Origin of the sequence: Mycobacterium sp. UNC410CL29Cvi84, from assembly GCF_000686745.1 — a bacterium.
GTDB lineage: Bacteria > Actinomycetota > Actinomycetes > Mycobacteriales > Mycobacteriaceae > Mycobacterium > Mycobacterium mucogenicum_B.
On record NZ_JMLM01000002.1, the window covers coordinates 169,555 to 181,553 of the forward strand.

At 69.1% G+C, this 11,999-nt stretch carries 9 protein-coding genes; 4 read left to right on the forward strand and 5 right to left on the reverse strand.

Annotated features, from left to right (window positions below; translation table 11 throughout):
- Window positions 1-87 precede the first annotated feature (87 nt).
- Window positions 88-1,101 carry an NAD-dependent epimerase/dehydratase family protein gene (locus tag BR47_RS0104450; RefSeq protein ID WP_020100089.1) on the forward strand — a complete coding sequence of 338 codons (1,014 nt, stop codon included), beginning with the start codon at window positions 88-90 and terminating at the stop codon, window positions 1,099-1,101.
- A 1-nt stretch (window position 1,102) separates the two neighbouring features.
- On the opposite strand, the gene BR47_RS0104455 is transcribed toward BR47_RS0104450, so the two are convergent.
- From BR47_RS0104455 to BR47_RS0104465, 3 genes are read right to left on the reverse strand one after another with little or no spacing between them, the layout of a single operon-like run.
- Window positions 1,103-2,389 (reverse strand): ClC family H(+)/Cl(-) exchange transporter, encoded by a 1,287-nt coding sequence (locus BR47_RS0104455; RefSeq protein WP_020100090.1) that lies wholly within the window; start codon window positions 2,387-2,389, stop codon window positions 1,103-1,105.
- Window positions 2,389-3,543 (reverse strand): acyl-CoA dehydrogenase family protein, encoded by a 1,155-nt coding sequence (locus tag BR47_RS0104460; RefSeq protein WP_029118720.1) that lies wholly within the window; start codon window positions 3,541-3,543, stop codon window positions 2,389-2,391. Before BR47_RS0104460 ends, BR47_RS0104455 begins: the two co-directional genes overlap by 1 nt.
- 45 nt (window positions 3,544-3,588) lie before the next feature.
- Window positions 3,589-4,029: a three-helix bundle dimerization domain-containing protein gene (locus tag BR47_RS0104465; protein ID WP_029118721.1), complete on the reverse strand. Its 441-nt coding sequence runs from the start codon at window positions 4,027-4,029 to the stop codon at window positions 3,589-3,591.
- Between the two features lie 142 nt (window positions 4,030-4,171).
- On the opposite strand from BR47_RS0104465, the gene BR47_RS29720 reads away from it, so the two are divergent.
- A complete protein-coding gene (locus tag BR47_RS29720) occupies window positions 4,172-4,447 on the forward strand; it encodes a hypothetical protein (RefSeq protein ID WP_036426707.1) in 276 nt (91 codons plus the stop codon).
- Here BR47_RS29720 and BR47_RS0104475 read toward each other — a convergent pair.
- Window positions 4,422-5,789: an FAD-binding oxidoreductase gene (locus BR47_RS0104475; protein WP_029118722.1), complete on the reverse strand. Its 1,368-nt coding sequence runs from the start codon at window positions 5,787-5,789 to the stop codon at window positions 4,422-4,424. The two genes, BR47_RS29720 and BR47_RS0104475, sit on opposite strands and share 26 nt — an antisense overlap.
- A gap of 105 nt (window positions 5,790-5,894) precedes the next feature.
- Here BR47_RS0104475 and BR47_RS0104480 point away from each other — a divergent pair, with 105 nt between their 5' ends.
- Together BR47_RS0104480 and BR47_RS0104485 are read left to right on the forward strand one after the other, a co-directional pair.
- A complete protein-coding gene (locus BR47_RS0104480; RefSeq protein ID WP_051634611.1) occupies window positions 5,895-7,829 on the forward strand; it encodes a serine/threonine-protein kinase in 1,935 nt (644 codons plus the stop codon).
- 124 nt (window positions 7,830-7,953) lie between these two features.
- Window positions 7,954-11,058 (forward strand): FAD-dependent oxidoreductase, encoded by a 3,105-nt coding sequence (locus BR47_RS0104485; RefSeq protein WP_029118724.1) that lies wholly within the window; start codon window positions 7,954-7,956, stop codon window positions 11,056-11,058.
- Here BR47_RS0104485 and BR47_RS0104490 read toward each other — a convergent pair.
- On the reverse strand, window positions 11,052-11,906 hold the full coding sequence (locus BR47_RS0104490) for an FHA domain-containing protein (protein ID WP_029118725.1): 855 nt from the start codon (window positions 11,904-11,906) through the stop codon (window positions 11,052-11,054). The two genes, BR47_RS0104485 and BR47_RS0104490, sit on opposite strands and share 7 nt — an antisense overlap.
- Between the last annotated feature and the right edge of the window lie 93 nt (window positions 11,907-11,999).

The following is an 11,999-nucleotide window of genomic DNA, read 5'->3' on the forward strand; positions in this document are numbered from 1 at the left end:
GGGTGCGGGCGGCGACGCGGCCCAGCGGCCATTGCAGGGTCGGCGCCATACCGACAATGGCCGACGAGTCCCTGGGAAGGACGGAAGATGAAGGTTCTGGTGACCGGGGGGACGGGCTTTGTCGGTGCGCATATCGTAACCGCGCTGATCCGTGACGGACACGATGTGCGGATGCTGGTTCGCCGGGCGGAGCAAGTACCGATATCTCTTGAACCGCTGGGTGTTTCGGTGCACGACATCGTCGTCGGTGATGTGCTGGACCCTGAGGTGGTAGCCGCCGGACTCGACGGTGTGGACGCCGTCGTGCACGCGGCTGCCGTGTTCAGCCTCGACGCGCGGCGAGCCGCCGAGATCACCCGAACCAATCTGCGCGCAACGGAATTGGTCGTGGGTGGTGCGGTGGAACGCGGTCTCGACCCCATCGTGCACATCTCGTCGACGGTGGCCCTCACGTGTCGCGACGGCGGCGGACCCGACCTGCCACTGGGTGACGTCGACCGGCCGTACGCCAGGTCGAAACGTGAATCAGAGGAACAGATTCGGGCGTTGCAGTCGACGGGTGCGCCCGTGGTGTCGGTGTATCCCGGTGGCGTGTTGGGGCCGCACGACCCGTACCTGGGGACGCAGGTCGAGCTGTTCACCTGGATCGTGAAGGGCTGGCTTCCCGTGTGGCCGACAGGTGGGGCCCACTACGTCGACGTCCGTGACGCCGCCGACGTCGTCGCCGCGTGCATGGTGCGGGGTAAAGGTCCGCGCCGCTATGTGGTGCCCGGTCATCATCTCACCGGAGACCTGATGCACGGCACGTTGCACAAGATCACCGGACGGTGGCTGCCGTTCGTGACCACGCCGTTCTTCGTGGCCAAGCCCTTCAGTCGCTTCGTGGAGCTGCTCAACAAGGCGTTGCCTGGCAGCGTCCATCTCCCCGCGGACGTCGAGACCGTCGAGCTCGCCGAGCGGGACACCCGCTTCGACACGTCGCCGACCACCGAGGACCTCGGCATCATCGCCCGGCCGTTCGAGGAAACCGCCCGCGACACCCTGCTGTGGCTCATCGAAATCGGCGCCCTGGCAAGCAGATACGCCGGAAACCTGCGTTGAGCTACGTTTTCGCGGCCGCGGCGGCCGCCCGGTCGGTGAGCAGGTCGTAGATGGGTCGCGAGCCGAGCGCGATGGCGACCAGCAGTGCCGTCGCGCACGCACCGAGCATGGGTGGCAGCTGATTCGTGCTGCCGGTGAGTTCGGTGGCGAGGATGAGGCCCGTCACCGGCGCCTGGACCGTGGCGGTGAAGAACGCCGCCATGCCGATGAGGGCGAGTGCGGCCGGGGCGGGCGCCGACTGCGGCGCGACGTGGGTCGCGATCAGTCCGACGATCAGCCCGACGTCGGCGCCGAGGACCAGCATCGGCGCGAACAGACCGCCCGGGGTGCCCGCGGCATACGACACCACACCCAGGACGAATCGCAGCACCAGCACCGCGGTGACGGCGCCGATGGCTCCGTGACCTAGCAGCGCCTCCTGGGTGAGGTGGTCCCCGCCGCCCGCGAGGTTGGGGGAGTACCACACCAGCACCCCGACGGCGGCGCCGATGAGAGCGGCGCGGACCTCGACGGGCCGGCGGCTGGTATCGGCGCTGCGCAGGCCGAACATGATGGCCTTGTTGTAGAGCACGCCCAGCACACCGGTGAGCACGCCGACGGCCAGTACCCACCCGGAGTCGGCCAGCTGCGGATCGGCCAGCGCCGGCACCTGGAATTCACTGCCCGAGCGGACGAACGGGTAGGCCGCCATGAACCCGGACGCGGAGGCGACCAGCGTGGCGACGGTGGTGCGCGGGTCGAAGCGCTTGACGAGCTCCTCCAGGACGAACACCCCGCCGGCGATCGGCGCGTTGAACGCGGTGGCCAGGCCGGCGGCCGCGCCGGCGGCGGCGAGGATGCGCAGATCAGCTTGCGGGCGCCGTGTCGCCGAGGCGACGATGATGGCGATCGACCCGCCCATCTGCACCGACGGCCCCTCGCGTCCGAGGGCGAGGCCGGAGCCGAGGGCCAGCAGTCCACCGACGTACTTGACCGGCAGGATTCTGAACCGGCCCGGCTCGGCGCGGCCGGCGACGACCGCCTCGACGCGCGGGATACCGCTGCCCTCGGCGAACGGTTCGACGCGGCGGACCAGCGATGCCGCCAGCGCGGTGCAGACGGCGCAGATGGCCACGACGACGACAGGGCCCCACCAACTTCCGTGGGACCAGTGCGACAGCGCGGCGCGCCACTGCGTCGCGTAATCGAGCAGTACCCGGAAGCTGCCTGCCGCCAGACCGGTCAGTGCGCCGACTACGGCCGCGGCGAGGACGAACCCGATGACGTTGCCGGCGCGTCCCTTATCCATCACAGCCCACCGCGGGCGACCAATTGCGCGGCGATGACGTTGCGCTGGATTTCGTTGGTGCCTTCGCCGACGATCATCAGCGGGGCGTCGCGGAAGTAGCGTTCGACGTCGTATTCGGTGGAATAGCCGTAACCACCGTGGATTCGGACCGCGTTGAGCGCGATCTCCATGGCGATTTCGGACGCGAACAGCTTGGCCATGCCGGCTTCCATGTCGCAGCGCTCGCCACTGTCGTAGCGTTCGGCGGCATACCGCGTCAGCTGGCGCGCCGCGGTGAGTTTGGTGGCCATGTCCGCCAGGTAATTGCCGACCGACTGGTGCTGCCAGATCGGCCGGCCGAAGCTCTCACGTTCCTGGGCGTACTTGAGCGCGTCCTCCAACGCCGCGGTGGCGACGCCGAGCGCGCGTGAGGCGACCTGAATCCGGCCTGTCTCAAGGCCTTTCATCATCTGGCCGAAACCCTTGCCGGGCTCGCCACCGAGGATCGACGACGCGGGCGTGCGGTAGCCGTCGAACGTCAGCTCGCAAGATTCGACGCCCTTGTAGCCCAGCTTGGGCAGATCGCGTGAGACCGTCAGCCCGGGACCGTGCTCGACGAGTACGACCGAAATGCCTTTGTGCCTTGGCTCGGCGGTGGGATCGGTCTTGCACAGCAGCGCGATCAGCCCCGAGCGGCGCGCGTTGCTGATCCACGTCTTGGACCCGTTGATCACCAGGTCGGTGCCGTCCCGGCGGGCAGTGGTCGACATGTTCTGCAGGTCCGAGCCACCGCCCGGTTCGGTGAGCGCCATGGTCGCGCGCAGTTCGCCGGTGGCCAGGCGCGGCAGATACGTCTGCTTCTGCTCCTCGGTGCCGAACAGACCGATCAGCTTGGCCACCACGGTGTGACCGCCCATGGCGCCGGCGAGGCTCATCCAGCCGCGCGAGAGTTCCTGCGTCACTTCGACATAACACGGCATCGACACCGGCGAACCGCCGTACTCCTCGGGGATGGCCAGCCCGTAGATGCCGATCTGCTTCATCTGCTCGATCCACGCCTCCGGGTACGTATTGGCGTGTTCGACGTCGCGCACCGTGGGCTTGACGTCACGGTCGATGAAGGCGCGCACGGTCTCGACAAGCAGGGCCTCTTCGTCGGTCAGCTGAGTGGACACGGCCACTACCTTGCCAGGGCGATGCCGCTGCCGAAGCCGGTCGGTCTAGGCGAGTTTCCGGTGCGCGGCCTGCTCGACGAAGAGTGGGATGAAGTCCCGCACCGCGTGATCGTGGAAATCGGCGTGAATACGGCGTACGACGGCCGTCACGGTCCGAGGGTCGATGTTCGGGTAGGTGATGGTCAGCTGCGCCACCAGCGCGTCGATGGCGGCGTATTCGGCGGCCCGCGCGGTCGTGAGATCGACCTCGGCCTCGTCGTCGATCTCGGTTCGGTCCGTGCCCTGGTGCTCGATCGCGAACGCGTCGTACGCGGCGACGACGCGTTCGGGCGTGGCGTCCGGGTGCTCGCGGGCCAGTGCGTCGAGCGCAATCCAGCAGGTCGGGCCCAGAATCGTGGTAGGTGGCGGCCGGTCTCCCCGCGTGATGGCCGCGGTGAGCAGATCCCGGAAGGTCTGCTCGGCGGGGCTCGTGGGTGCTTCGGACATGCCAGCGACTGTACGGATCGTTGGTTACCGCCAGGCGACGCGCACGTGAGATCGACTTTTCGCCCCACGGGGTGGGACAGACGCCGTCCGCGAACAGTGGTCCCGCCCACAATCGGCAGCGCCCGTCAACGAAGGAGCGCGAATGTACCTGCACGTCGACCCCACCCAGGTCCCACCGGCCGTCGAGGTGCGTGAACCGGACGACTTCACGGCCTTCAAGGTGGTCATCGAAGTGCCCGAGCACGCCTGGATCGCGCCGGACGTGCTGACCGAACTGGCCGGCCGGGGCGATGACGACGAATGGCGGCAGAACCTCGCCGGGATGCTGGCATACGCCGCGGGCAAGGGCTGGTGCGACGAGGCCGGCCGGGTCCGGGCCCATGTCGAGGTGACTAGCGCAGCACCGCACCGGGGTTGAGGATGCCGTGCGGATCCAGAGCGTCTTTGATGCGCCGGGTCAGCGCCATGGCGTCGTCCCCCAGCTGAGTGGGTAGCCAGTCCCGTTTGAGCCGCCCCACGCCGTGCTCGCCGGTGATGGTGCCGCCGAGCCCGATGGCCAGCTCCATGATGCGGGCGAAGGCGCGCTGGGCGCGGTCGGTGGCGTCGGGGTCGGTGGGGTCGTACACGATGATCGGGTGGGTGTTGCCGTCGCCGGCGTGCGCCACCATGTAGATCTGCACGTCGCAGGTATCGGCGATGTCCTCGACCCCGGTGACCAACGCGGGCAGCTGCGGTATCGGGACGCCCACGTCCTCGAGCAGCAAGCTGCCGAGCTTCTCGACCGCGCCGAACATGCCGCGGCGGGCGGCGGTGAACGCGGCGCCCTCGGCCGGATCATCGGTGGCGAAAACTTCGGTGGCACCGCACTTCTCGCAGTTGCGCACGATCGTCGCCACTTCTTCCGCCGCGGCCCCCGGCGCGTCGGACTGCATCAACAACATCGCCCGGGCCGACCGGTCCAGGCCCATCCGCATGTGGTCCTCGGCGGCGTTGATGCTCGCGTGGTCCATGAATTCCAGCATCGCCGGCTGGATTTCGCCGGTGATGGCGACCACCGCGTTGGCGGCATCCTCGACGGAGTCGAACAGGGCCACCACGGTCGACGCGGGCGGCTGTGCCGGGATCAACCGCAGCGTGAGCTCGGTGATGACCCCCAGAATGCCCTCGGAGCCGATGAACAGTTTCGTCAACGACAGTCCCGCAACGTCTTTCAGTAACGGACCACCCAGCCGCAACGCCGTGCCGTCGGCCAGCACGACCTCCATGCCGAGCACATAATCACCGGTGACGCCGTACTTCACGCAGCACAGGCCGCCCGCGTTGGTCGCGGCATTGCCGCCGATCGACGAGATGTCGATGGACGACGGGTCCGGCGGGTACCACAGACCGTGTTCGGCAGCCGCGCGCTTGACCTCGGTGTTGGTCAGGCCCGGCTGCACCACCGCAGTCCGGGTGGCCGGATCGATCCGGACGTCCCGCATCCGTTCGGTGCTGAGCACCACGCAGCCGTCGACGGCGTCGGCCCCGCCGGACAGGCCCGATCCGGCGCCGCGCGGTACCACGGCGATGCGATGTTCGGCGGCCCACCGCAACACCTGCTGCACGTCCGCGGTACCGGAGGGACGCACCACGGCGAGCGGGGTGCCGGCGTTCGGGTCGGCCGCCGAATCGCGGCGGTAGCGCTCGATGATGTCGGGATCGGTGATCAGCGCGCCGTCGGGCAGCACATCGGCAAGACGGTTCAGCGCGTCGGCGTGCATCGTCGGACTGTATCGAGATCGCGACCGCGACGGACCACACTGGTCCGCTGGGCGGATTTGTCGACGTTGCCTGCGCGGGCCCCACGGCGGGCCTACGATTTGCCCGTGTTGCTCACCGAGGGTCAGGTTTTCGCCGGATACACCATCCGGCGGAAATTGGGCGCGGGCGGAATGGGCAGCGTGTACCTCGCTTCGCATCCGCGGCTGCCGCGGCTGGATGCGGTGAAGGTGCTGTCGGCCGATCTGACGTCCGATCCGGAGTACGGACCGCGGTTCCTGCGCGAAGCGGACCTGGTGTCCACGCTGTCACATCCCAACATCCTCGGCGTCCATGACCGGGGCGAGTGCGACGGCCAGCTCTGGATTTCGATGGACTACGTGGCCGGGACCGATGCCGCGCAGCTGCTGCGTGAGCACTATCCCGCCGGCATGCCGCCCGAGGTGGCGCTACCGATCATCCAGGCCGTGGCGTCGGCACTCGACCACGCGCACCGGCGCGGACTACTGCACCGAGATGTGAAGCCGGCCAACATCTTGCTGGACGCCGAGACGTCCCGCATCTACCTCGCCGACTTCGGGATCGCCCGGCCGATGAACGACTCGGCGGGGCTGACCGCGACCAACATGGCGGTGGGAACGGTCGCGTACGCGGCACCCGAGCAGCTCCGGGGCGAGGGGATGGACGGCCGCACCGATCAATATGCGTTGGCCTGCACGGCATTCCAGCTCCTGACCGGGAATCCGCCGTACGCGGACAGCAATCCGGCGGTGGTCATCACCAAACACGTCACCGCACCGGCGCCGTCGCTGGGGGAGCACCGCCCCGAACTTCGCGGCCTGGATCCGGTCCTGGCCCGTGCCATGTCAAAGTCGCCCGCGGCCCGTTTCGCCAGCTGCGGGGAGTTCGCGCACGCCCTTGAGCAGCAGTCGCGGCAGCCGATACCGATGGTGTCCAACGATTTTCGCAATCAGCCGACCCTGGCCGCGCCGGTGCCGCCACCGCCCACGGGGTACGCCCCGCCGCTTCCGAACCCGCCGCAAGCGTTCCCCGCGCCACCGGCGCGGTCGTCACGCTCCGGTGTGCTCATCGCGGTCCTGGCGGTGATCGCACTGCTCGTCGTCGCCGGTGGCGTGTTCGCCGGAGTGAAGCTGCTGGGACGGGACGATCGCCCCACCGCGAAGCCCGCGGCGTCGAGCCCGACCGCCGCCCCGGCAGGCAACGGCTTCAGCGGCAGGTACCGCGCCGAATACGGTCCGGCCACCGATCTGCAGGGCACGGCGATTCCCGGCGGGCCGGCGATCACGGGTCAGTGGGACGTGCGGTCGTCGTGCGGCGCCAACGGCTGCATCGCCAACGCGTCGTACACCGGCAAGAGCGCCGTGCCCGTGGTGTCGAACATGACGTTCGACCAGGTATCCGGTGACTGGGTGGCCGTCGGCACCGGGGCCGTGAAATGCACCGACGCACCCAACGAGGCGCCCACCGAAGTCTGGGTGGTCTTCACCTTGACCCCCAAGCCCGACGGCACCTTGGCAGGTGAGACCACACGAAGCGCCGTCAACGGGTGCAGCAGCATGAAACGGACCGTCACGTTCACCCGCACCGGTGACGGCGAGTTGAGCGCCGTGGCCGACCCCGCCGGCCTGCCGCCGCGCACCACGTCGCCAGCCTCGACACTGCACGGCCGCTACCACGAGAACATCGTGTACACGGTCGGCGGCTTCGGCCCCGGTGCGGCCGATTTGCAGGTGCGCACGCAGTGCTTGCGCACCGGGGATCGGTGCATCAGCGCGTTCCACGCGGTGGACGGCGTGGTCACGTTGATCTTCGCCGGCGGCAAGTGGACCCGCACGGAGGAAGGGACCGTCCCGTGCGCGCTCGGCGGGACCACGCACGTGAAGATCAGCGCTGAATATCCGCTGCCGACCGACCTTCAGGATCCGATTCCGACGCTGGAAGGCCGCGGCACCAATACGTCGACGGGCGGCGAATGCAAGGGCGGCGATTTCACCGACAAGTTCATCCGCACCGGCGACTGACGGCTGCGCGCCGGAAAGCGCGGATCGCACAGCAGACCGAGGCCGACCGACTTAAGCTGACCACCAGCGATTTCGCCCAGATCATCCGGGCGCTGCGTGGTGACGAGTTCTCGGGGAGCTGACCATGGCCGAGCCGCCGGTGATCGAGATCCGCGAATGGGGCCGGCCGGCCCGCCGCATGACGCTCAGCAGGCCGGTGCAGTTCGGCCGCGAGTGTGATGGCGTCAACCTCGCCGACAATGAGGTGTCCCGCCGCCATCTGCGCCTGGTTCCGACCCCGACGGCGCTGTCGGTCGTCGACCTCGGCAGCAGCAACGGCAGCACCGTCAACGGGGTGCCACTGACCGGACGGGGCACGCTGTCGACCGGCGACGTGATCCGGCTGGGCCGCACCGAAATCATCGTCGTACACGCCCCGAAACTGTCGAGCGGGGAGCCGGCGCCGGTCGCCGCGGCCGCCCACGACCCCACGCGGACGATGCAGGTGATCAAGCTCGTCGATGTCCCGGTCCCGGCGGCTGCGACAGCCGAGGTCCGGCCGGCGGGGCTGCGGCTGGCCGAGCGGGCCCTGGGCATCGATCCGACCGGAACCCGGGACCTGTTCCCGTCGTACACCGAACTGCCACACAAGATTTCGCGCCAGGTCTGGCTCGCAGTCCGGGTCGGTAGCGTGCTGGCGTATCTCGCGGTGGTGGTGACGCTGTTCGTCCGGCCGGCCGCGGGTCTCTTCGTCTTCTTCCGCGTGATCGTGCCGCTGTGGCCGGCGTTGTTCTTCATCGCGCCCGGTGTGTGGCGCAACATCTGCCCGCTCTCGGCGTCGAATCAACTGCCTCGGGTGGCCGGGTTCAGCCGGGCCGCTACCGCGCCCGGCTGGTGGACGCGCAACAGTTTCCTGATCGCCGCCGCCCTGTTCTTCGGCATCGCGGGAGCGCGGCTGGCCGGCCTGGACCGCAGCGGACCGGCGATGGGCGTGGTGCTGGCCGTGATCATCGCGTCGGCGTTCGCCGGTGGGTTCCTGCTCAAAGGCAAGAGCGGCTGGTGTTCCAGCATCTGCCCGCTGCTACCGCTGCAGCGCACGTACGGGCAGACGCCGTACGTCACCTCGCCGAACAGTCACTGTGAGTCCTGCCTGGGCTGCGCCAAGAACTGTTACGACTTCAAGCCCCGGGCGGCCTGGCAGGCCGACATGGCCGACCCCGAACCGCGATGGAGTGCGCCGCGCGTGTTGTTCGCCGCCGCGTTACCGGGATTCATCATCGGGTTCTTCACGGTGCATGCCCAGCAGGGCGGAACGACGACCGAAAAGTACGGTGTGCTGGCGCTTTTCGTGTTGGTGAGCGTCGGGCTCTGCTATGTGCTGCAGGCGGTCACACCGCTGAGCCAGGCGATGGTGACGGCGATCTTCGCCGCGGTGGCGATCAACGCGTACTACTGGTTCTCCGGTCCCATCATCGTCGACTCGGTGCGACAGATCACCGGTCTCGACGCCCCCTGGTTGCGGTGGCTGATCACCTCGGCAATCGGTGTGTTGACGCTGTGGTGGCTGGCCCGAACCCGGGTCAGTGAGCTGCAATTCGCGTACGTCACCGGAGCGCGGCCCGAACCGGTGCTGCTGAACCAGCCGAAGGTGCCGGCGCGCGCGGACGGCGCCGGCGGCGAAACCGCCGCGGTGCGAGTGCGTTTCGAATCAGATGCCGAGCCGGTCGGGGCCGACATCGGCATGAGTCTGCTCGACGTCGCGGAAAGCAGTGGACAGCCGATCGAGGCGGGCTGCCGGATGGGGGTGTGCGGCGCCGACCCCGTGTCGATCGTCGACGGCATGAGCTGTCTGTCGCCGGCAGAGGCCGACGAGCTCAAGACGCTGAACCGGCTGGGTCTCGGCAAGTCCAGCCGGATGGCGTGCTGCGCCCGGATCCAAGGTGGCGACGTCACGGTGTCGCTGACACCTGAGCGCGCCGACACCACCGCGAGCAGGCCCGTCGGCTACGACCGCTCGATCGTCAGCATCGTGGTGATCGGCAACGGCATCGCGGGCGTGACGGCCGCGGACTTCCTGCGCCGCGGCCACCCTGACTGCGAAATCCATTTGGTGGGAGCCGAACCACACGGTCTGTACAACCGGATGGGCATCTCGCGCCTGGTGTACGGCCGGTCGGCGATGCAGGGGCTGTACCTGCTGCCCGAGCAGTGGTACGACGACCACGGTGTCACCGCCTGGCTGAACACGTGGGCATCCGGCATCCATCTGCGCTCGCGGGTGGTACGCCTGGGCACCGGCGAGACGCTGCCCTACGACAGGCTGATCCTGGCGATGGGGTCCAGCGCCTCGGTCCCTGACATTCCCGGACTGAACCGGCCCGGAAGCGTCGTGCTGCGCTCGGCTGCCGATGCGATGCGGATCCGCGCTTACGTGCAGGAACGGCGGGCCCGACACGCAGTGGTGGCCGGCGGTGGGCTCCTGGGGCTCGAGGCCGCGTACTGCCTGCATCAGCTGGGGCTGCACGTGACGGTGCTGGAACGCGGTACCCGGCTGCTGAGCAAACAGATCGACGCGCGCTGCTCGCAGCTCGTGGCCGAGCATTTCGCCCGCGCGGGAATCACCATCGCGCACAAGGCGGAAACGGCGGAAGTGCGCGGCGACCCCGCCGTCACGGGCGTGCGGTTCAAGGACGGCCGGATCCTGTCGTGCGAGCTGTTCCTGGCCGCCACCGGTATCCGGCCCAACATCGAATTGGCCAGGGACGCAGGACTTCCCGTCGGTAAGGGCGTGCTGGTCGACGATCGCATGCAGACCCGCGTGCCCGGCGTCTACGCCGCCGGCGACGTGGCCGAGCACGGCGGCCGGGTGCTCGGCCTGTGGCCGGTGGCCACCGAACAGGCCGAGGCGGCGGCGGTGAACGCGCTCGGCGGTGACCGGACGGTGCCGGTCGAGACCCCACCGACCATCCTCAAAGGTGTTGAACTGGAGCTGTTTTCGATCGGCCCGGTGGATCCCGGCGCCGGCGACGAGGTGGTCGTCATCGACCGGCCGGCGGTGCCGTCCTATCGCAGGCTGGTGGTGTCGAAGGGCCGCGCGGTCGGGGCGACGGTGCTGGGGCACCATCCGGCCGACCTCGCGGCCGCACAGAAAGCGGTCCGCGAGCAGCGACGTGTCGGTCCGGTGGCACTGGGGGTGTTGCGGACGGGGAACTGGGACATTCTGTCCGACACCGAAAGGCTTGCCTACTGACTCTGGGCCGGCACCTGGTAGGTGAGGATCTTCTGGCCGATCCGCAGGTAGCAGCCGGGGAGCAACTCGACGGGCTGGTCGCCGATCTGCGTCCAGGTCTGGTCTCCCGGCGACGCGATGTGCGTGCCGCCGACGGTCTGCGCGTCGCGGACCAGGACCATGCCGCCGTTGACCGTGACATACGCGTGCACGCGCGACACCTGCGGATCGTCGGGCAGGCTGATCGGCGACGCCGCCCCGCTCACCACCGCGGGGTCGATCATCGGATTGCGGCCGATGATGTACGCGCGGTCCAACGGGTACACGGCGCCGTCGTCGGCGGTCAGGTTGCCGGTGACGGGACGGGCGCGCGTGGTCGCGGGCGCCGGCTGTGGTGCGTGCTGGGCGGTGGACCGCGCCAGTCGCGACTGCAGTACGAAGCCGCCGCCGGGCACCACGCCGGCGACCAGATCGGTGTCCGCGCAGGGCACGAATGTCGTTGTGGTGCCGCAGATTGTGATCCGGTCGAACCAGGAGGCGACGGGCTCATCGACCAACGGCCGGCCGCCGCTGCTGAGGCGCTGCTGACCGCCCCCGGCCTCGACGTCGGCGATCACGTCGCCGCGCACGATGAGGTGCAGGCAGTCGCCGGCCGGTACCAGCGCGCCGAAGGGCGGCACCGTGTCGGATTCCGGCCCGTACGCGAGCGCGGCGAGCGCCTGGGGCAATGCCGGCGGCGCGACGGTGGTCAGCACGCGCAGAAGCGGGCGGGCTCTGGCGCCGTCGGCCACATATGTCAGTACGTCACCGAATCGGGCGACCAGACCTTCTCCGCGGCCGATGGCCACGTAGTGCCGCTTCTGTTCCACCTTGTCGCCGCCTCGGTAGTTTGCCGCAGATGCTGATGATAAGTCAGCGTCCGACCCCGTGCCATGTGGCGAGTGGGCTGCGTGATCCGATCG